This window comes from Pseudomonas migulae (genome assembly GCF_043225285.1).
In the GTDB taxonomy this organism is placed as follows: Bacteria; Pseudomonadota; Gammaproteobacteria; order Pseudomonadales; family Pseudomonadaceae; genus Aquipseudomonas; species Aquipseudomonas migulae_C.
Genome location: NZ_CP171224.1, coordinates 2,361,446 through 2,380,053, shown reverse-complemented (window position 1 = coordinate 2,380,053; position 18,608 = coordinate 2,361,446). Strand labels below are relative to the sequence as shown.

Sequence of the window (18,608 nt, the reverse complement as noted above, 5' to 3'; positions counted from 1 at the left end):
ATAGTCAGTGTTCTTACTGCCTAGTCGAAGGACCGCGCCATGAACCTGTTTCGAACCCTTGCCGTCGTTTTGCTGCTGAGTGTCGGTACGTCAGCGCTGGCGGCAAACACCGGCAGCGGCGACCCGCGCTACACCATCCAGAATCCCCCGGCGTACGCCATGCTCGGTGATTTGCTGATTGCCCGACCCTTGCTGGTCGCGGCCACGGTGATCGGCGCGGGGGCGTTTGTGGTGTCGCTGCCGTTTACCGCGCTGGGCGGCAATGTCGGCGATGCGGGGCAGGCGCTGGTGGTTGACCCGGCGAAAGCGGCGTTCGTGCGGTGTCTGGGGTGTATCGGGGAGGGGTTTGAGCAGCGGGAGTGAGCCAGAAAGATCTTCAGTGTGGCTGATGGCCTTTCGCGAGCAGGCTCGCTCCCACAGCGGAATACATTCCAATGTGGGAGCGAGACCGGCTTGCCGGCGAAGAGGCCCACATAAACGCTACAAAACTATCTGGTTCAAGCCTTGCCGGTAATGATCCGGTACTTCTCCATCAACTGTTCTTCAGTCTCCGGATGCGCCTCGTCCAGTGGAATGCAATCCACCGGGCAGACTTGCTGGCACTGAGGTTCGTCGTAGTGGCCGACACACTGTGTGCACAGGTTCGGGTCGATCACGTAGATCTCTTCGCCCTGGGAAATGGCGGCGTTCGGGCACTCGGGTTCGCAGACGTCGCAGTTGATGCAATCGTCGGTGATGATCAGGGACATGCTAACTCCAGCCAAGGCGACAGGCCCGGGCGCAATAAACCAATGCGCGCAATTGTGCCGCATTGGCACTGTAGGAGCCAGCTTGCTGGCGATGAACGAGAGGGCGCCGCGTTTATTCAGGCTGCCCACGTCACCGTTAACGTCCATCGCCAGCAAGCTGGCTCCTACAAGTTCTGCGTTATTTCTTGAAGCGTTCGGTGAGGGCGTCCGCCACCGCGGGGTGGACGAACTTGGTGATATCGCCGCCCAACGCCGCGATTTCACGGACCAGCGTCGAAGAAATGAACGAATAACGCTCGGATGGCGTAAGAAACAGGCTTTCCACATCCGGCGCCAGCTGGCGGTTCATGTTGGCCAGCTGGAATTCGTATTCGAAGTCCGACACCGCGCGCAAACCACGCAGGAACACGTTGGCGTTCTTCTCTTTGGCGAAATGCGCCAACAGCGTCGAGAAGCCGACGACTTCTACGTTCGGCAGATGTTTAGTGACCTCGCGGGCCAGTTCCACACGTTGTTCCAGGGGAAACAACGGGTTTTTCTTCGGGCTGGCGGCAACGGCGATGATCACATGATCGAACAGGCGCGAGGCGCGTTCGACCAAGTCGCCATGGCCCTTGGTAATAGGGTCGAAGGTACCTGGGTACAACACTCGGTTCATCGCGTCGTCCTGGCGGGAGTCCGTTGGGGAGTCGGATGGTATCGCAGCCTTCCCGGTCGGCCAAGTCGCCTGTTGGGTAAGAAAGCACTATAGACGATAGGAATATTCGCTCTTTTCATGGGTTTTTCAAACGTTCGGCCAGTGAAGTCGCCAGTTGCGCCGTCAGCCCGTAGACCGACAATTGCGGGTTGGCACCAATGCTGGTGGGGAACAGCGAACCGTCGTGGATCGACAGATTGGCCAGTTGATGATGGCGGCCCAGGCTGTCGGTCACCGCGAGTGTCGGGTCCTCGCCCATGGCGCAACCGCCCATCACATGGGCACTGCCCAGGCGCGTGCGGTACAGCTCAAGGCTCAAACCGTCGATCAGCGTGCGCGCTTCGGCCAGGGTTTTCACATAACGCGCGTCGGCGTGCATCGGCATGACGGCGCTGGCGCCACCGGCGAACTGGATCTCGGCCATGCTGTGGAACGCGCGGCGCAATCCATCCCAGGCATAGGGTGAAACCTGGTAGTCGAGCACCGGCGTGTTGTCGCCGCGCAACTCGACGCTGCCGCCGGGGCTGTCGGGGTGAAAACCGTCCCGCAGCAACGCCAGCATGGCGTGGGTGTGGGGCAGGTTTTCCATGTGTTGCGCGTTGTCCTTGCCGTAACCGCCGAGCAGGGTGGCCGCCAGCGCCGGGTGCAGCGGGGGGACTTCGAGTTTGTAGGACATCTTGCCGGTGGCGCCGTCCTGCCATTGGAAATGGTCGGAATAAATCGACTGCGGCGCGCCGTAAAACGGATTGATCACTTCATCGAACAGCCCGGCAGACATGTTCACCAGGTGCAGGAACGTCCGTTTTCCCAGGCGCTTGTGCGGGTCCGGCGCGTCGGAGCGCAGGAGCAGGGCGGGGCTGTTGATGCCGCCGCCGGCCAGCACGTAATGCCGCGCCTTGACCGTGATCGACTTGCCCGTGGGCGCGACGCAACGCTCGTCCATTGCCACGCACTGCAAGCCCGTGACCTTGCCGTCCTTGATCAGCAGTTGCTCCGCGCGGACCAGGTAAAGCAACTCGCCACCCTTTTCCAGGGTCGCCGGGATCGTCGTGACCATCATCGATTGCTTGGCGTTGGTCGGGCAGCCCATGCCGCAGTAGCCCAGGTTCCAGCAACCGCGCACGTTGCGCGGGATGACGTGCCAGCTGTAGCCGAGCTGCTCGCAGCCCTTGCGAATCACGTCGTTGTTGGCGTTGGGCGGAACCCTCCAGGGCGCGACGCCCAGGCGTTGTTCCATTTGCTCGAACCAGGGCGCCATGTCCGCCGGGCTGTGGCCTTTGACGTTGTGTTCTTTCGCCCAGTGTTCGAGGGTCGGGTCCGGAGTGCGAAAGCTCGATGTCCAGTTGATCAGCGTGGTGCCGCCCACCGCGCGGCCCTGGAGAATGGTGATCGCGCCGTCCTTGCTCATGCGGCCGATGCCTTCCTGGTAGAGGCTGGTGTAGGCCTGGTCTTCGAGCATCTTGAAGTCGCTGCTGGTCTTGAGCGGGCCTTCTTCTATCAGCAACACCTTGTAGCCGGCGGCGCTGAGGATTTCCGCGGTGGTACCGCCGCCTGCGCCGCTGCCGATGATCGCCACGTCGGCTTCGAGGGTCAGGTCGTCGGTCAGTTCTGCGCCGTTGTAGGTTTTCCAGCCTCGGGCCATGCCTTCGCGGAACGGGTCGGGTACGGGCATATTCGGGGTCTCTTATTGTTATGGTCTGGATGCAGTGGTGATGCGGCTGACGCCATCGCGAGCAGGCTCGCTCCTACAGGGGAACGCGATCCCTGTAGGAGCGAGCCTGCTCGCGAAGGGGGCGACCCGGTCTCAGACGGTCGGCGGCCCGGGATACCCGCAATGCACCCACGATTCCCGCCGGCTGTACCACGCCATCATCACCATCTGCTGCAACGAGCTGTGGCCCATGCGCAACAGGCCCAACGAGCTGTTTTCCCAGCGATGCAGAAAATCCCTGATCGCCTCGGCGCTGGCGTTTTCCCAGCTACCCCAGATCCCGGTCAAAGGCCCTCGGGTCACGGCCATTCCCAGCACATCAAACAACTGCCGGGTCAGCTTGAGCATTTCCGGCGACAAGTGATCAAGGGCGTTATCCAGGCATTTCAGGGTGCCCTCGACAGCGTCCGGCATTTTCTCGAGGGCCACGGCGCCCTCGAGCATCACCGGCACCAGCGCCCGCAAAAACAGCAGGTCACCGCCACGCAATGCCGCAAAACCGTTGGCCGGAATGCTCGACGAGCAGCCGCTGAGGCTCGCGCCCAACCCGGCCGTGGCCAAGAATGCGCTCGCCCCGAGGCTGAATTTAAGCAAGCCGCGCCGTGACAGCGCGGGTGTATCGGTCAGGCCTGGGCTCATTATTGTTATTACCCGGAAGGATGATCGTTAGCGGATAAACAGTTTCTGGATCAGTTTCTGGATGGCAGTGCCGTACGGCGGGTAGATCAGTTTCGCCGCGTTGAAACGCTGTTTGACCAACACGCCCTTGGCCTTGCTGAACGTCAGGAAACCTTCGTGGCCGTGGTAATGGCCCATGCCTGAAGCGCCGATGCCACCGAACGGCATATCGTCCTGGGCCACGTGCAGCAAGGTGTCGTTCAGGCACACGCCGCCGGAATGGGTTTCGTGCAGCACGCGCTGCTGTTCGCGCTTGTCGTAGCCGAAGTAATACAGCGCCAGCGGGCGAGGTCGCTGATTGATGTAGGCAAAGGCCTCATCCAGATTCTTGTACGGGACTATCGGCAGCAGAGGACCGAAGATTTCGTCCTGCATCACCATCATCTCGTCGGTGACATTGAGCAGCAGGCTATGGCTCATGCGCCGGCCCTGGCCCTGGTCGAACAGCGGAATCAGCAGCGCGCCTTTGCTGGTGGCGTCGCTGATGTAGCCGCTGAGCCGGGTCAGTTGTCGGTCGTTGATGATCGCGGTGTAGTCCGGGTTGTCGGCCAGGGTCGGATAAAATCCGCGAACCGCCTGGCGATAGGCTTCGACGAAAGAACCCACGCGGTCTTCCGGCACCAGCACGTAGTCCGGGGCCACGCAGGTTTGTCCGGCGTTGAGCGTCTTGCCGAAAGCGATGCGCTCGGCGGCATCCTTCAGCGGCACATCCTGGGACACGATCGCCGGGGACTTGCCGCCCAGTTCCAGTGTCACCGGCGTCAGGTTCTCGGCCGCCGCACGCATCACATGCTTGCCGATGCTGGTGGCGCCGGTGAACAGCAGGTGATCGAAACGCAGTCTGGAAAACGCCACGCCGATATCGGCTTCGCCGAGCACCACGCAGACCAGGTCTTCGGGAAAGATCCGGCCCAGCAATTCCTTGAGCAGCAGCCCGGTGGCGGGCGTAGATTCGCTGAGTTTGAGCATCACCCGATTACCCGCCGACAACGCGCCGACCAAGGGGCCGATGGCCAGGTACAACGGGTAATTCCACGGCACGATCACCCCGACCACGCCCAGCGGCTGATACACCACTTTGGCCGAAGCGGGCTGGAACGCCACGCCGACCTTGCGCCGCGAAGGCTTCATCCAGCCGGCGAGGTGTTGGCGGGCGTAGTGAATGCCGTGCAGGCTCGGCATCAGTTCTGCGAGCAGGGTTTCATCGGCGCTGCGGTGGCTGAAGTCCTGGCTGATGGCATCGATCAATGCCTGGCGCTCGGTGCTCAACAGGTCGCGCAGCGCTTTGAGCCATTGCTGGCGCTGCGCGGCGGGCGGCATCGGGTTCGCGGCATAGGCGGCGCGCTGGGCGTCGAACCGGGTTTGGAGCTCGTCCAGTGGCTGCTGCAGGTTTTGCAGGTAGGCAATTTCAGCAGTCATGGTCATCTCCGGATTTATTGTAATGAAGAGCTTTTTAGAGTCTATGCTCTATAAAGTCAAATCACATCCTGGCGCAGCTTTGTTTTATCCACCCGCGGATAGGTCGTAAGATGCCGCTCAACGCACTCTGAATTAAAGCTCAAGCCATGGCCCCACGGATCAAAACCAGCGAGCGCATCGTGCAGAACAGCCTGGAGCTGTTCAACCAGCAGGGCGAGCGCAGCATCAGCACCAACCACATTGCTGCCCACATGGAAATTTCCCCGGGCAACCTGTACTACCACTTCCCCAACAAGCAGGCGATCATCGCCGTGTTGTTCAGTGAGTACGAAAGCCTGGTGGACAGCTTCCTGCGCCCGCCCCAGGGGCGCGCCGCCACGGTCGAAGACAAGCGTTACTACCTCAAGGAACTGCTGGCGGCCATGTGGCGCTACCGGTTTCTGCACCGTGATCTCGAGCACTTGCTCGACAGCGATCCGGAACTGGCCGCGCGTTACCGGCGTTTTTCCCAACGTTGCGTGATCCAGGGCACGGCGATCTACAAAGGCTTCGTCGAGGCCGGCATCCTGAAGATGGACCGGGTGCAAATCGAATCCCTGACGATCAATGCCTGGATCATCCTGACCTCCTGGGTGCGCTTCCTGTGCACCACGCGCGAGAACTCCAATCACCTGAGCGAACAGGCGATCAAGCGCGGGGTTTACCAGGTGCTGGTGCTGGAGGCCGGGTTTGTCACGGATCAGTCCCGCGATGAGGTCAACGCCTTGTTCGAGGAGTTTTACGTGCCGTTGGCGCAAGCCCTGGAAGAAGTGCAGTAGGATCAGACATCGCCTAATCACTGGAGCCCGTTATGCCCATCGCGCAACTGATCAGCCCGCAAGCACTGGACCTGAAAAAGGATCAGCCGGGGCTGGTGATTCTGGATTGTCGTTTTGCCCTCGAAGACCCGGATTACGGCCAGCGCAGCTATGCCGAAGGGCATATCGCCGGGTCGAGTTTTGCCGATCTTGAGCGTGATTTGAGCGGGCCTGTGGTCAAGGGTGTGACCGGGCGTCATCCGTTGCCCAAGCCAGAAGACCTGAACGAGCGTCTGCAAGCCTGGGGCGTCAATGCCGACAGCGAAGTGGTTTTGTATGACGACGGCCCCGGTGCCTTTGCGGCGCGGGCTTGGTGGTTGCTGGCCTGGCTGGGCAAGCGTGAAGGCGTGTCGATCCTCGATGGCGGGCTCAAGGCCTGGCATGCGGCGGGTTTGCCGCTGAGCCTGGATGCGCCGCACATCGAGCGCGGTACGTTCAACGGGACGCCAGACAACGCGCTGATCTTGAGCGCCGAACAGCTTCAGCAGCGCATCGGCCAACCCGCGCTGACCTTGCTCGATGCCCGTGCCTTGCCGCGGTTCAAGGGCGAAGTGGAACCGATCGATCCGGTTGCGGGGCACATTCCCGGCGCACAATGCGCGGCGTTCACCGACAATCTGGGCAGCGACGGGCGTTTCCTGCCGGCCGATCAACTCAAGCAGCGGTTCGCGGTGAAACTGGGCGATCGCTCGCCGACTGAGCTGGTGGCGTATTGCGGTTCGGGCGTGACGGCGTGCCATAACCTGTTCGCCCTCTGCCTCGCCGGTTATCCGTTGGGCTCGTTGTACGCCGGCTCGTGGAGCGAGTGGATTACCGACCCCGCGCGAGCCATCGCCACCGGCGAATAAACACGATCCCCTGTGTAGGAGCCGGCTTGCTGGCGATAGCGGCGTATCAGTCCACCTCTTCGTCGGCTGACACTCCGCTATCGCGAGCAGGCTCACTCCTACATTTGGATCTTCATCGCTATCAATATCCCGTTAACTGCCGGGCTCTGCGATAGGTGCCCGGCCCAACCCCGTAAACCTGCTTGAACTGCCGGCTCAGGTGACTCTGGTCGGCAAAGCCCAGTTGCGTCGCCACTTCCAGCGGCAAACAGCCACTCTGCAACAACCCCCGCGCCCGAGCGATGCGCTGCTGCATCAGCCAGGTGTGCGGCGGCATGCCGGTGGCGCGGCGGAATACCCGGGCGAAGTGGAAGGGCGACAGGTTCACTGCAGCCGCGAGTTCTTCCAGCGACGGCGGCGCGGCCAATTGCGCTTGCAGCAGTTCCTTGGCCAGGGTCACCGCCCGGTGCTCCTTGCCGGGTTTGCCGGCGTCCGGGACGGCCGCGTGACGTTGCAGCAACGACAGCATCATTTCCCGCCACGCCGTTTGCTGTTGCAACGCGGTCGACTGATTTTCCAGCAGGCGATGCAGTTGGCAGAACCCCTTCACCAGGTCCGGATCGCGATAGAGCGTGGCGCCGAATGCCGGCAGGCTGTCGGTCGGCAATTCCAGTTCGCGCAACAGCGAGAGAATCTGCTCGCTGTCTGGATAAAACGCCCGGTACAGCCAGCCGTCTTCCGTGCCCTTGTGGCCGGTGTGCAATTCATCGGGGTTGATCAGCACCAAAGTGCCGCTGCCCGCCAGGTGCTCGGCGCCGCGATAACGGTAACGCTGGGCGCCGGCCATGATCATGCCGATCACGAAGCCGTCATGCACATGGGGAGCGAAACGGTGTTCGATGTAGCGCGCGGACAACAACTCGACCCCGGCCAACGGCGGCGTTTGCCAGAACCGGATCGACTCGCCCTGATCAGCGTCCATCGACCGACTCGCGACCTGCGTTGGCCAGCCATTGCGGGATACGCCGCTCCAGGTAATAACCCGGTTGCCGGAACGAGCCATCGACGAAGCCGACATGCCCACCCCTCGCTTGCAGCTCGAACTGGGTCGTGGCGGACAACTCCTCGGCTTGCGGCAGGCTGTGGGGGAACACGAACGGATCGTCGGCGGCCTGGATGATCAGCGTCGGAGTGCGAATCTCTCCGAGAAAGTAGCGGCTCGAAGCGCGGCGATAATAATCCTGTGCATCGGTGAAACCGTGCAGCGGCGCAGTGACCCGGCCATCGAAGTCCCAGAAGGTGCGCATGTTTTCCAGGGAACCCAGGGCCGCCAGTTTCGCCAGGCCATCCTCGCGGCCGTCATGCTGGAACTGCCGCTGCTTGTTCTTGATGTAGGCGACCATCTCGCGCATGAAGTGCGCCTGGTACACCTTCGAGAACCCTTGGCCGATGCGGTCGGCGCATTGGTCGAGTCGGAATGGCACCGACACCGCCACGGCACCGAGCACGCCACTGTCGCTGCCGGTTTCGCCCAGATGTTTGAGCAGCACGTTGCCGCCCAGGGAATAACCGACCGCGTACAGCGGCGCCAACGGACGCTTGGCCCGCAGGTGCCTGATGGTTTCGGCGAGGTCTTCACTGGCGCCGGAATGGTAGCTGCGCGGCAACAGGTTCGGTTCCCCGGAACAACCGCGCCAGTTCAGCGCGACGCTGGCCCAGCCCTGTTCGCCCAACGCCTTTTGCACACCGGCCACATAAGGCGAGTTGGAAGAGCCGGTCAAACCGTGCAACACCAGCACCAGCGGCGTGTCGGCGTTGTGCGGGCCGTGCCAGTCGAGGTCGAGAAAGTCGCCATCCTCAAGCCACAAGCGTTCGCGCTCGCGTTCGATGTGCGTGGTTTTGCGCCAGAGCGGTCCCCACAAGGTCTGCAAGTGCGGGTTGCCGAGGCCGAAGGCGGGAATGAAACGTTCTGACGGAAGGGACACGATTGCTCTCGATGCAGCGGTGCGCAACCTGTGCGCACCTTTTCAGGCCGGTCGGTTAACCGGCGATCTCTGCCATACGTTGCCACAACGAGTAGTAGACGCGCCCGGATTTCTGCTCGCGGTGCAGGCGCCAGTTGCCTGGCAAGCCGAGCGTCGAAGGGGCGGTTTCGCTTTCGGTGTAGACCCAGGCGTCGTCGGCCAGCCACTGGCGCTCTTCGAGCAGGGTGCACACGGCCGGCAACAGGTTCTGGTTGAACGGCGGGTCGAGGAACACCAGGTCGTAGGCGATTGCGGGCTGGGTTTCCAGATAACGCAGCGCGTCGGCGGTTTGAACCTGGCCGGTGGTGCAACGCAGCGTGCCCAGATGTTCCTTGATGCTGGAGACCGCGATGTTGCTTGCATCCAGTGCCTGGCCCATCGCCGCGCCACGGGACAAGGCTTCGAGAAACAGCGCGCCGCTGCCGGCGAACGGGTCGAACACCTTGGCCCCGGGCACATACGGCGCGAGCCAGTTGAACAGGGTTTCGCGTACCCGGTCCGGGGTCGGACGCAGGCCGGGCGCATCCGGGAAGCTCAGCTTCCGGCTGCCCCATTCACCGCCGATGATGCGCAGTTGGTTCACGCCGTTGTGCACGTTGTGAACAGGTTTTTTTGGACGAGTGGCCATTAATGCTCCGGAACCCCGAGCGGTTGCTCGGCAGGTTTATCAGTAGGGGCCGGTAACGGCTTTTGCGGCACGGTCGGGCCAGCGCTGACGATGACCATTTTGTCCGTGCTCAGGTGTTTGTTCAGTGCGGCTTTGACCTGCTCGACGGTCAGGCTCTGGGACTGTTGCATGAAGTCCTCCAGATAGCTCAACGGCAGGTTGTAGAAACCCATCGCGCCGAGCTGACCGACGATGTCGGCGTTGCTGGCGGTGGACAGCGGGAAGCTGCCGGCCAGTTCACGCTTGGCGTCGTCGAGTTCTTTCTCGGTCGGACCGGTTTTAAGGTAGTCGGCGAGAACGTCCTGCACCAGTTTCAGCGTGCCTTCGCTCATTTCGGCGCGGGTTTGCAGGTTGATCATGAACGGGCCGCGCGCCTGCATCGGGGTGAAGCCCGAATACACGCCATAGGTCAGGCCGCGCTTCTCGCGCACTTCGCTCATCAAACGGGTGCCGAAGCCACCGCCGCCGAGGATCTGGTTGCCCATGGACAGGGCTGCGTAGTCCGGATCGTCACGGTCGATGCCCAGTTGCGCGAGCATCAGGTTGGTCTGCTTCGATGGGAACTCGATGTGGCCGATGCTGGCTTTCGGTTCGACCGGTTGCGCCAGCTTCGCCAGCGCCGGGCCTTTTGGCAGCGCGCTGGAAACCTGAGTGGCAATCGCTTCGGCTTCGGCACGGGACAGGTCGCCCACCAGCGCAATCACCACGTTGCCGGCGGCGTAGGCTTTCTCATGGAACGCCTTCAGCTGGTCGAGGGTAATGGCTGGAATGGTTTTCGCCGTGCCATCGCTGGCGTGCGCGTAAGGATGATCGCCGTACAAGCGGTTCATCAGTTCGATACTGGCCAGTTTGCCCGGGTTCTGTTTCTGGTATTCGAAGCCGGCAAGCATCTGGTTCTTGATGCGGGCAAACGAATCGGCCGGGAAGGTCGGTTTGCCGACGACGTCGGAGAACAGCTTCAAAGCCGGTTCACGCTTGTCCGCGGCACTGAGGCTGCGCAACGAGGCGAGGGCCATGTCCTTGAACGCGCCGTTGCCGAAATCGGCACCCAGGCCTTCAAAGCCCTGAGCGATGGCGCCGACATCTTTGCCGGCCACCCCTTCATTAAGCATGGCGTTGGTCAGCACGGCCAGGCCCGGCGCATCGCCGTCCTGGCTGCTGCCGGCGGCGAAGATCAGGCGCATGTCGAACATCGGCAGCTCGCGGGCTTCGACGAACAACACCTTGGCGCCTTCGGCGGTGCTCCAGGTCTGCACGTTGAGCGTGCGGCGGCTCGGTGCCTTGCCGTCGAGTTCGGCCAGCGATTGCAGCTTCTGGCTGGACTTGGCTTTGTCGAGGGCTTCGCTGGCAACGGAATCGTCGGTCTTCGAGAAATAGAAGGCAGCCGAGCCGATCAGGGCAACAGCGATCAGGCCGATCAGGGCCAGACGTGGTTTTTTACGCTCACTCATGAGTCGTCTCCAGTGGCAGGACATGGGCGACGCTGAGACGTTCGCGGGTGAAATACAGCTTGGCGGCTTTCTGGATGTCTTCAGGGGTGACGCTTTCCAGCTCGGCCAGCTCGGTGTCCATCAGCTTCCACGACAGGCCGACCGTTTCCAGTTGGCCGATGGCGGTGGCCTGGCTGGTGATCGAGTCGCGCTCGTAGACCAGACCGGCGATCACTTGCGCCCGCACACGCTCGAGCTCTTCGGCGGACGGCGCGGTGGTTTTCAGTTGTTCGAGCAACTTCCACAGGCCGGCTTCAGCCTGCTCCATGGTTTTGTTTTTCTGGCTGTTCGGCGTGGCAGACAAGGTGAACAGGCTGTCGCCGCGGGTGTAGGCGTCGTAGCTCGACGAGCCGCCGGAGACCAGCTCTTCGCCGCGCTCCAGTTGTGTCGGGATGCGTCCGCTGTAGCCGCCGTCGAGCAGGGCCGAGATCAGGCGCAGCGCGTGGACCGAACGCTTGTCTTCAGCAGTGGCGATGCTCGGCACGTTGAAGCCCAGCATCAGGCTCGGCAATTGCGTCTGCACGTGCAGGGTGATTTGCCGTTCGCCGGGCTCGGCCAGTTCCATCGGGATTTTTGCCGGTGGCACGTCACGCTTGGCGATCGGGCCGAAGTAGCGTTGGGCCAGGGCTTTGACCTCGTCCGGGGTCACGTCGCCGACCACCACCAGCGTGGCGTTGTTCGGCACGTACCAGGATTGGTACCAGTGACGCAGCTCTTCGACTTTCATGCGGTCCAGGTCCGCCATCCAGCCGATGGTCGGGGTGTGGTAACCGCTGGCCGGGTAGGCCATGGCCTTGAAGCGCTCGTAGGCCTTGGACATCGGCTTGTCGTCGGTGCGCAGACGACGTTCTTCTTTAATCACTTCAATTTCACGGGCGAACTCGTCGGCCGGCAGGCGCAGGCTGGCCATGCGGTCGGCTTCCAGCTCGAAGGCCACGCCCAGGCGGTCGCGGGCCAGCACCTGGTAATAAGCGGTGAAGTCGTCGCTGGTGAAGGCGTTCTCTTCGGCGCCGAGGTCGCGCAGGATCAGCGAAGCTTCGCCGGGGCCGACTTTCTCGCTGCCCTTGAACATCATGTGTTCCAGGGCGTGGGACAGACCGGTCTGGCCCGGCGTTTCGTAGCTGGAGCCAACCTTGTACCAGACCTGGGAAACCACCACTGGCGCACGATGGTCTTCGCGCACGACGACCTTCAGGCCGTTGTCGAGGGTGAATTCGTGGGTGGGTTGCGGATCGGCAGCCAAGGCTGAAAGTGGCAGGCAAACTGTGCTGAGCAGCAGGCCTGCAGCGCGGCGGGCTAGAGCATTCATTCGTTTTTAAACCTTTGGGGCTGCCCGCTTGTTCTTAGCGTCAGCGGGCGAGAGGTAGGGCGTGTCATCAATCATTACCAGTACCGCGCCGGAGCCTGATAGTGCGCAGGGCAAGGCGCGAGGAGTGTAGTTTGGTCATTCCAAATAAACTCCGAGCAACGCAGCCCTGCGCACTATCAGGCCCGGCCCTCCGGGTGGCGCCTGAAAACGGGCCATGCTGCGTTGCAGTCCTTGGGAAGGAAAGCACATTCCCGGCGGCCTGCGCCTTGCCTGGCCCGTTTTCAGGCGGCCACGCGGTACTGGTAATGATTGATGACACGCCCTAGGATACTGATCCGTTTTACTGGCGGCCACGCCTATCAGGCCTTTGATCGGTCAGCAGGTTGTTTGGGTTTTCGCCGGAAGCTTTGAGTTTGTCAGCTAAACTCTGCGTTTTCGCCGACGATGCCGTTCCAGTCCTTCGTATTAGTCGACCTTTGAGGCGCTGTTCGCGTCTCTACAAAATGTTGCGCGTGAACAAGCTGGGTCAATCGCAGTCTGTTCTGCATCGAATATTTATTTGCCGAGGCGCCCTCTGGCGCGTCGCTACCGTGAGATAGCCGTCCTCCATGTTTGGTTCCAACGACGACAAGAAAGCCCCAGCTGCGGCTGGCGAGAAGAAAAGCCTGTTCGGATGGCTGCGCAAAAAGCCGCAGGAAACCGTCGTCGAACAGTCACAGCCACTCCCTGAGCCAGCGCCTGCGCCGGTTATAGAAGAAGCGCCGGCACCAGTTGTCCTGCCGAACGCCGAGCCGGTGCTGCAACCGATGGTCGAGGCCGCGCCTGAAGTCGTGGCTGCACAGCCGTCACCCGCCGCCGAGCCGTGGCTGACGTTGCCGGTGGCGGAAGAGCCGGTGTCGTTGGTCGAGGACGAGTTGGCGCCACACATCACGCCGCCGATTCCTGCGCCGAACGCGTTTTCTCCTGCGCCGGTTCAGGTGCCGGTGATTGAGCCGGTTGTGGTGGCCGAGCCTGAGCCTTTTACTCCAGAGCCGGTGATTCCAGCCGCCGTCGCACCGGTCGCACCGGTTGCTCCGGTTGTTCAGGCGCCAGAGCCCACCCCGGTTGTTGCTGTACCTGTCGTTCCGGTCGAAACCCCTGCCGAACCGCCGCGCACCGAAGAAACCAAAGCCGGTTTCTTCGCCCGACTGAAGCAGGGCCTGTCCAAGACCAGCGCCAGTATCGGCGAAGGCATGGCCAGCCTGTTCCTCGGCAAGAAAATCATCGATGACGAGCTGCTCGAAGACATCGAGACCCGTCTGTTGACGGCCGACGTCGGCGTCGAAGCGACCTCGGTGATCATCCAGCGCCTGACCCAGAAGGTTGCCCGCAAAGAGCTGGCCGATGCCGACGCGCTGTACAAGTCCCTGCAAGCGGAACTGGCGGCAATGCTCAAGCCCGTCGAGCAGCCGCTGAAAATCACCTCGCAGAACAAGCCGTTCGTGATCCTGGTCGTTGGCGTCAACGGCGCCGGCAAGACCACCACCATCGGCAAGCTGGCGAAGAAACTGCAACTCGAAGGCAAGAAAGTCATGCTCGCGGCCGGTGATACCTTCCGCGCGGCGGCGGTCGAGCAGTTGCAGGTCTGGGGTGAGCGCAACAAGATCCCGGTCATCGCCCAGCACACCGGCGCCGACTCGGCTTCGGTGATCTTCGACGCCGTACAGGCCGCCAAGGCCCGTGGCATCGATGTGCTGATCGCCGACACCGCCGGTCGCTTGCACACCAAAGACAACCTGATGGAAGAGTTGAAGAAGGTTCGCCGGGTCATCGGCAAGCTCGACGCCGACGCGCCGCATGAAGTGCTGCTGGTACTCGATGCCGGTACCGGGCAGAACGCGATCAACCAGGCCAAGCAATTCAACCAGACCGTCGAACTGACCGGCCTGGCGCTGACCAAGCTCGACGGCACCGCCAAGGGCGGGGTGATTTTCGCCCTGGCCAAGCAGTTCGGCCTGCCGATTCGCTACATTGGCGTCGGCGAAGGCATCGATGATTTGCGTACCTTTGAAGCAGAACCCTTTGTCCAGGCACTGTTTGCCGAGCGGGAGCGTTCATGATTCGTTTCGAACAGGTCGGTAAACGCTACCCGAACGGTCACGTCGGCTTGCATGAGCTGAGCTTTCGAGTCCGTCGGGGCGAATTCTTGTTTGTAACCGGCCATTCCGGCGCCGGTAAAAGCACCCTGTTGCGCCTGTTGCTGGCGATGGAGCGTCCGACCACCGGCAAACTGCTGCTGGCCGGCCAGGACCTCGGCACCATCAGCAATGCGCAGATTCCGTACCTGCGCCGGCAGATCGGCGTGGTATTCCAGAACCACCAGTTGTTGTTCGATCGCACCGTGTTCAATAACGTCGCGCTGCCGTTGCAGATCCTGGGCCTGTCCAAGGCCGAGATCGCCAAGCGCGTGGATTCGGCCCTGGAACGTGTGGCGCTGTCGGATAAAACCGATCTGTACCCCGGCGATCTGTCCACCGGCCAGCAACAGCGCGTCGGCATTGCCCGCGCCATCGTGCACCGCCCGGCCTTGCTGTTGGCGGATGAACCGACCGGTAACCTCGACCCGCGGCTGGCGGCCGAGATCATGGGCGTGTTCGAAGACATCAACCGCCTGGGCACCAGCGTGCTGATCGCCAGTCACGACCTGGCGCTGATCGCCCGCATGCGCCATCGCATGCTGACCCTGCAACGCGGGCGACTGATCGGCGACGGGGAGGCTGGCGAATGAGTGCGACCCGCAGCCCCAAGGTCTCCGAACGCGTGGCACCGAAAGCCGCCGACCCGCAGCCGCAAAAGAAAAAACACGACGATGACGACGGCCCGGACTTCGCCACGTTGTTCCGCGCCTGGGTTGAAAGCCATCGCGCCAGTTTGCTGGACAGTTTGCGTCGCCTGGGCAAGCAGCCTATCGGCAGCTTCTTCACGTGCATGGTGATGGCGGTGGCCCTGAGCTTGCCGATGGGCCTGTCACTTTTGCTAAGTAATGTCGAACGTCTTGGCGGTTCGTGGCAGCGTGCTGCGCAGATTTCCCTGTACCTGCAGCTTGAAGCCAGCCTGGCCGAAGGCGAATCGTTGCGGGATCAGATCAAAGGCATTCCGGGCGTAGCTGATGCCGAATATGTCGGCCGCGATCAGGCGCTGGAAGAATTTCAGCAGCAGTCCGGGTTGGGCGATGCCCTGAAGGAACTGCCGGAAAACCCGCTGCCCGGCGTGGTGCTGGTGACCCCCAACGAGGTCGACAAGCCCGCGCTTGAAGCATTACGACAAAAACTTTCCGAACTGCCCAAGGTACAACAGGCGCAACTTGATCTAGTCTGGGTCGAGCGTCTGGCAGCCATCCTCAAGCTGGGTGACCGTTTTGTCTTCGGTCTGACCGTGCTTCTGGTTTCTGCATTACTTTTGGTGATAGGCAATACCATTCGTCTTCATATTGAAAACCGCCGCACAGAGATAGAAGTGATTAAACTCGTCGGCGGCACTGACAGTTATGTGCGCAGGCCCTTTCTTTATATGGGTGCGCTGTATGGCTTCGGTGCGGGGATACTTTCCTGGGGCGTATTGGCGTTTGGCCTGAACTGGCTGAACGAAGCGGTAGTCGGGCTGGCCGGTTTGTACGGCAGTAATTTTGCACTGGCCGGCGTGCCGGTTGCCGACGGTCTGTCGCTCTTGCTTGGCGCGGTGCTGTTGGGGTATATCGGTGCATGGATTGCAGTCGCACGCCACCTGAGGGAGCTTGCGCCTAAGTAGTATCATTTTGCTCGTATTGACCTTTCAGCGTTTTTGGGAACTTGTCTTTCGGTTTCCGGTCAATTTTCGCAGTGCTGAACTGCACGAGTTTGTAAGTCGGAGGTTTTTTCGTATGACCAATTCTTTGCAACCTGCATATGCTCTGGTCCCGGGTGCGAACCTGGAGGCCTATGTGCACACCGTGAACAGCATTCCATTGCTGACGCCGGAGCAGGAGCGTGAACTGGCCGAGAGTCTCTATTATGAGCAGGATTTGGGGGCGGCTCGGCAGATGGTGCTCGCCCACCTGCGTTTTGTCGTACATATCGCCCGTAGCTATTCCGGCTACGGTCTGGCTCAGGCTGACCTGATCCAGGAAGGCAACGTCGGCCTGATGAAGGCTGTGAAGCGCTTCAACCCGGAAATGGGTGTGCGTCTGGTGTCGTTCGCTGTGCACTGGATCAAGGCGGAAATCCACGAGTTCATCCTGCGCAACTGGCGCATTGTGAAAGTCGCGACCACCAAGGCCCAGCGCAAACTGTTCTTCAACCTGCGCAGCCAGAAGAAACGCCTGGCATGGCTGAACAACGAGGAAGTCCACCGTGTGGCGGAAAGCCTCGGCGTAGAGCCGCGGGAAGTGCGCGAGATGGAAAGTCGCCTGACCGGCCATGACATGGCCTTCGACCCGGCCGCGGAAGCGGACGACGACAGCGCTTTCCAGTCGCCGGCCAACTATCTGGAAGACCACCGGTACGACCCGGCCCGTCAACTGGAAGATGCCGACTGGAGCGATAACTCCAACCACAACCTGCACGAAGCGCTGGAAGTGCTGGACGACCGTAGCCGTGACATCCTCTATCAGCGCTGGTTGGCTGAAGAGAAAGCCACGCTGCACGACCTGGCGCAGAAGTACAACGTGTCGGCCGAGCGTATTCGCCAGCTCGAGAAGAGCGCGATGAACAAGCTCAAGTTGTCGATCGCGGCCTAAGCTGCGCGAAGGCAATAAAAAACGCCCCGATCATTGATCGGGGCGTTTTTGTTTGTGCGCACTGTTCTTGGATCTACACGAAACTCCTGTGGGAGCGAGCCTGCTCGCGATAGCGGTTGATCAGCCGGCATTCATAGCGACTGACCCAACGCTATCGCGAGCAGGCTCGCTCCCACAGGGGATTTTCAGGGTTGGAGAGATTGCTATTGCGCCCAAGGCGCCCGTCGCGAATCGTTGAGGCCCAGCAGATAGCTGTCGCCGCCCAGCTGACTCATCTGCTGCCGAATCCACCCGGCCCGGCGTGAAACATAATTGGTCGGATGGCTGGCGCTCCACACTCGTGGGTTCGGCAACACCGCCGCCAGATAGCTCGCCTGCTGCCGGGACAGCGACTTGGCGCTCACGCCAAAGTGATGCCGAGCGGCGGCTTCCGCGCCAAACACGCCGTCGTCCCACTCGACGCTGTTCAGATAGACCTCAAGAATCCGCTGTTTGGGCCAGAACACTTCGATCAGCCCGGTAAACCAGGCTTCCAGGCCTTTGCGCAGCCAGCTGCGTCCGGACCACAGAAACAGGTTCTTCGACACTTGCTGACTCAAGGTGCTGGCGCCGCGAACCGAACCGCCCAGTTCGTTGTGGGCCAGTGCGGCGCGGATCGCACCCAGGTCGAAACCCCAATGCTCCGGGAATTTCTGATCCTCGCCGGCAATCACCGCGACTTTCAGGTCGTCGGAGATTTCATCCCAGGGTTTCCAGGTGCGTTGCAGGTCGATGGGCTCGCCGTCGAACCAGGATTCGATCTTGCGCTCGACCATCAGCGCCGTGCCCGGTGGTGGCACCACGCGAAAAATCAGCACCAGCAATACGCTGCCACCCGCGAACCAGAGCAGGGCCTTCGTGAATCGTCGCAAAAATAAACGCAGCATAGAGATGGCTTGGCCGAACCCGTTGAGCGGGCCATTATACAGACCCTGTTGATCGAGTCTGACTGGAGTTCTCATGCTGCGTGGCTTTCTGATGCTGGCCGCTTTCTTCGGTTTCACCGGCGTTGCCCTTGGTGCGTTCGCCGCCCACGGCTTGAAAAGCCGGCTGACCCCCGAATACCTGGCGATTTTCCACACGGGCGTCACTTACCAACTGGTGCACACCCTGGCCTTGCTGGGAGTTGCGCTGCTGGCCACGCAGATTCCGGGGCGACTGGTCACTTGGGCCGGTGCGTCCTTTGCCATCGGCATCCTGCTGTTTTCCGGCAGCCTGTACGTGTTGACCATGACCGGCATCAGCAAGCTCGGGATCATCACGCCCTTCGGCGGGCTGGCGTTTCTGGTCGGCTGGCTCTGCCTCGGCCTCGCCGCCTGGCGGTTGGCCTGACCGGGTGGTCCATTTCATGACGAATGGCTTGGGTCGCCAAGACTGATCGGGCTAGA

Annotated in this window: 19 protein-coding genes; 8 read left to right on the top strand and 11 right to left on the bottom strand. The window is 61.7% G+C overall.

The window, feature by feature from the left end; translation table 11 throughout:
- The first annotated feature begins 39 nt into the window (after positions 1-39).
- Positions 40-363: a multidrug transporter gene (locus ACF6ZU_RS11035; protein WP_392892303.1), complete on the top strand. Its 324-nt coding sequence runs from the start codon at positions 40-42 to the stop codon at positions 361-363.
- 134 nt (positions 364-497) lie between these two features.
- Here ACF6ZU_RS11035 and ACF6ZU_RS11030 read toward each other — a convergent pair whose 3' ends face one another.
- The 5 genes from ACF6ZU_RS11030 to ACF6ZU_RS11010 form a co-directional block, all read right to left on the bottom strand.
- The gene (locus ACF6ZU_RS11030) at positions 498-749 is read right to left on the bottom strand and encodes a YfhL family 4Fe-4S dicluster ferredoxin (RefSeq protein WP_038358877.1); all 252 of its coding nucleotides are present in this window, start codon (positions 747-749) and stop codon (positions 498-500) included.
- Positions 750-927: 178 nt separating this feature from the next.
- Positions 928-1,407, bottom strand: coding sequence for a pantetheine-phosphate adenylyltransferase (gene coaD / locus ACF6ZU_RS11025; RefSeq protein WP_045059801.1), 480 nt, complete (start codon positions 1,405-1,407; stop codon positions 928-930).
- 115 nt (positions 1,408-1,522) lie between these two features.
- Positions 1,523-3,118 carry a GMC family oxidoreductase N-terminal domain-containing protein gene (locus ACF6ZU_RS11020; protein WP_392892300.1) on the bottom strand — a complete coding sequence of 532 codons (1,596 nt, stop codon included), beginning with the start codon at positions 3,116-3,118 and terminating at the stop codon, positions 1,523-1,525.
- Positions 3,119-3,250: 132 nt separating this feature from the next.
- Entirely contained in the window at positions 3,251-3,796 is a 546-nt protein-coding gene (locus tag ACF6ZU_RS11015; protein WP_392892298.1) for a twin-arginine translocation pathway signal protein, read from the bottom strand.
- Positions 3,797-3,823: 27 nt separating this feature from the next.
- A complete protein-coding gene (locus tag ACF6ZU_RS11010; RefSeq protein ID WP_392892296.1) occupies positions 3,824-5,254 on the bottom strand; it encodes a coniferyl aldehyde dehydrogenase in 1,431 nt (476 codons plus the stop codon).
- A 146-nt stretch (positions 5,255-5,400) separates the two neighbouring features.
- Here ACF6ZU_RS11010 and ACF6ZU_RS11005 point away from each other — a divergent pair, with 146 nt between their 5' ends.
- Both ACF6ZU_RS11005 and ACF6ZU_RS11000 read left to right on the top strand, forming a co-directional pair.
- Positions 5,401-6,072, top strand: a complete 672-nt coding sequence (locus ACF6ZU_RS11005; protein WP_392892294.1) for a TetR/AcrR family transcriptional regulator — start codon at positions 5,401-5,403, stop codon at positions 6,070-6,072.
- Between the two features lie 32 nt (positions 6,073-6,104).
- A complete protein-coding gene (locus ACF6ZU_RS11000; protein ID WP_392892293.1) occupies positions 6,105-6,959 on the top strand; it encodes a sulfurtransferase in 855 nt (284 codons plus the stop codon).
- Between the two features lie 121 nt (positions 6,960-7,080).
- On the opposite strand, the gene ACF6ZU_RS10995 is transcribed toward ACF6ZU_RS11000, so the two are convergent.
- Genes ACF6ZU_RS10995 through ACF6ZU_RS10975 form a run of 5 tightly spaced genes read right to left on the bottom strand, consistent with a single transcriptional unit; the run spans position 7,081 to position 12,428 of the window.
- Complete coding sequence (locus ACF6ZU_RS10995) at positions 7,081-7,920, bottom strand: AraC family ligand binding domain-containing protein (RefSeq protein ID WP_392892291.1); 840 nt, start codon at positions 7,918-7,920, stop codon at positions 7,081-7,083.
- Positions 7,910-8,923, bottom strand: a complete 1,014-nt coding sequence (locus tag ACF6ZU_RS10990; protein WP_392892289.1) for a hydrolase — start codon at positions 8,921-8,923, stop codon at positions 7,910-7,912. Before ACF6ZU_RS10990 ends, ACF6ZU_RS10995 begins: the two co-directional genes overlap by 11 nt.
- Before the next feature lie 55 nt (positions 8,924-8,978).
- On the bottom strand, positions 8,979-9,590 hold the full coding sequence (rsmD, locus tag ACF6ZU_RS10985) for a 16S rRNA (guanine(966)-N(2))-methyltransferase RsmD (protein WP_392892287.1): 612 nt from the start codon (positions 9,588-9,590) through the stop codon (positions 8,979-8,981).
- Positions 9,590-11,080, bottom strand: a complete 1,491-nt coding sequence (locus ACF6ZU_RS10980; protein WP_392892286.1) for a M16 family metallopeptidase — start codon at positions 11,078-11,080, stop codon at positions 9,590-9,592. Before ACF6ZU_RS10980 ends, rsmD begins: the two co-directional genes overlap by 1 nt.
- Entirely contained in the window at positions 11,073-12,428 is a 1,356-nt protein-coding gene (locus tag ACF6ZU_RS10975) for a M16 family metallopeptidase (RefSeq protein ID WP_392892284.1), read from the bottom strand. Before ACF6ZU_RS10975 ends, ACF6ZU_RS10980 begins: the two co-directional genes overlap by 8 nt.
- 608 nt (positions 12,429-13,036) lie before the next feature.
- Here ACF6ZU_RS10975 and ftsY point away from each other — a divergent pair.
- The 4 genes from ftsY (at position 13,037) to rpoH (ending at position 17,181) form a co-directional block, all read left to right on the top strand.
- A complete protein-coding gene (ftsY, locus tag ACF6ZU_RS10970) occupies positions 13,037-14,527 on the top strand; it encodes a signal recognition particle-docking protein FtsY (RefSeq protein WP_392892282.1) in 1,491 nt (496 codons plus the stop codon).
- Positions 14,524-15,195 carry a cell division ATP-binding protein FtsE gene (ftsE, locus tag ACF6ZU_RS10965; protein WP_008026149.1) on the top strand — a complete coding sequence of 224 codons (672 nt, stop codon included), beginning with the start codon at positions 14,524-14,526 and terminating at the stop codon, positions 15,193-15,195. Before ftsY ends, ftsE begins: the two co-directional genes overlap by 4 nt.
- On the top strand, positions 15,192-16,214 hold the full coding sequence (gene ftsX / locus ACF6ZU_RS10960) for a permease-like cell division protein FtsX (protein WP_392892280.1): 1,023 nt from the start codon (positions 15,192-15,194) through the stop codon (positions 16,212-16,214). Before ftsE ends, ftsX begins: the two co-directional genes overlap by 4 nt.
- A gap of 112 nt (positions 16,215-16,326) precedes the next feature.
- Positions 16,327-17,181 (top strand): RNA polymerase sigma factor RpoH, encoded by an 855-nt coding sequence (rpoH, locus tag ACF6ZU_RS10955; protein WP_007897890.1) that lies wholly within the window; start codon positions 16,327-16,329, stop codon positions 17,179-17,181.
- A 203-nt stretch (positions 17,182-17,384) separates the two neighbouring features.
- On the opposite strand, the gene mtgA is transcribed toward rpoH, so the two are convergent.
- Positions 17,385-18,107 carry a monofunctional biosynthetic peptidoglycan transglycosylase gene (gene mtgA, locus ACF6ZU_RS10950; protein ID WP_392892277.1) on the bottom strand — a complete coding sequence of 241 codons (723 nt, stop codon included), beginning with the start codon at positions 18,105-18,107 and terminating at the stop codon, positions 17,385-17,387.
- 73 nt (positions 18,108-18,180) lie between these two features.
- On the opposite strand from mtgA, the gene ACF6ZU_RS10945 reads away from it, so the two are divergent.
- Positions 18,181-18,552 (top strand): DUF423 domain-containing protein, encoded by a 372-nt coding sequence (locus tag ACF6ZU_RS10945; protein WP_392892275.1) that lies wholly within the window; start codon positions 18,181-18,183, stop codon positions 18,550-18,552.
- Positions 18,553-18,608: the final 56 nt, after the last annotated feature.

Excerpts from the sequence above, each read along its gene's own strand:
- ACF6ZU_RS11035 (WP_392892303.1), top strand. The coding sequence starts at position 40 with ATGAACCTGTTTCGAACCCTTGCCGTCGTTTTGCTGCTGAGTGTCGGT.
- ACF6ZU_RS11030 (WP_038358877.1), bottom strand. The coding sequence starts at position 749 with ATGTCCCTGATCATCACCGACGATTGCATCAACTGCGACGTCTGCGAA.
- coaD (WP_045059801.1), bottom strand. The coding sequence starts at position 1,407 with ATGAACCGAGTGTTGTACCCAGGTACCTTCGACCCTATTACCAAGGGC.
- ACF6ZU_RS11020 (WP_392892300.1), bottom strand. The coding sequence starts at position 3,118 with ATGCCCGTACCCGACCCGTTCCGCGAAGGCATGGCCCGAGGCTGGAAA.
- ACF6ZU_RS11015 (WP_392892298.1), bottom strand. The coding sequence starts at position 3,796 with ATGAGCCCAGGCCTGACCGATACACCCGCGCTGTCACGGCGCGGCTTG.
- ACF6ZU_RS11010 (WP_392892296.1), bottom strand. The coding sequence starts at position 5,254 with ATGACTGCTGAAATTGCCTACCTGCAAAACCTGCAGCAGCCACTGGAC.
- ACF6ZU_RS11005 (WP_392892294.1), top strand. The coding sequence starts at position 5,401 with ATGGCCCCACGGATCAAAACCAGCGAGCGCATCGTGCAGAACAGCCTG.
- ACF6ZU_RS11000 (WP_392892293.1), top strand. The coding sequence starts at position 6,105 with ATGCCCATCGCGCAACTGATCAGCCCGCAAGCACTGGACCTGAAAAAG.
- ACF6ZU_RS10995 (WP_392892291.1), bottom strand. The coding sequence starts at position 7,920 with ATGGACGCTGATCAGGGCGAGTCGATCCGGTTCTGGCAAACGCCGCCG.
- rsmD (WP_392892287.1), bottom strand. The coding sequence starts at position 9,590 with ATGGCCACTCGTCCAAAAAAACCTGTTCACAACGTGCACAACGGCGTG.
- ACF6ZU_RS10980 (WP_392892286.1), bottom strand. The coding sequence starts at position 11,080 with ATGAGTGAGCGTAAAAAACCACGTCTGGCCCTGATCGGCCTGATCGCT.
- ACF6ZU_RS10975 (WP_392892284.1), bottom strand. The coding sequence starts at position 12,428 with ATGAATGCTCTAGCCCGCCGCGCTGCAGGCCTGCTGCTCAGCACAGTT.
- ftsY (WP_392892282.1), top strand. The coding sequence starts at position 13,037 with ATGTTTGGTTCCAACGACGACAAGAAAGCCCCAGCTGCGGCTGGCGAG.
- ftsE (WP_008026149.1), top strand. The coding sequence starts at position 14,524 with ATGATTCGTTTCGAACAGGTCGGTAAACGCTACCCGAACGGTCACGTC.
- ftsX (WP_392892280.1), top strand. The coding sequence starts at position 15,192 with ATGAGTGCGACCCGCAGCCCCAAGGTCTCCGAACGCGTGGCACCGAAA.
- rpoH (WP_007897890.1), top strand. The coding sequence starts at position 16,327 with ATGACCAATTCTTTGCAACCTGCATATGCTCTGGTCCCGGGTGCGAAC.
- mtgA (WP_392892277.1), bottom strand. The coding sequence starts at position 18,107 with ATGCTGCGTTTATTTTTGCGACGATTCACGAAGGCCCTGCTCTGGTTC.
- ACF6ZU_RS10945 (WP_392892275.1), top strand. The coding sequence starts at position 18,181 with ATGCTGCGTGGCTTTCTGATGCTGGCCGCTTTCTTCGGTTTCACCGGC.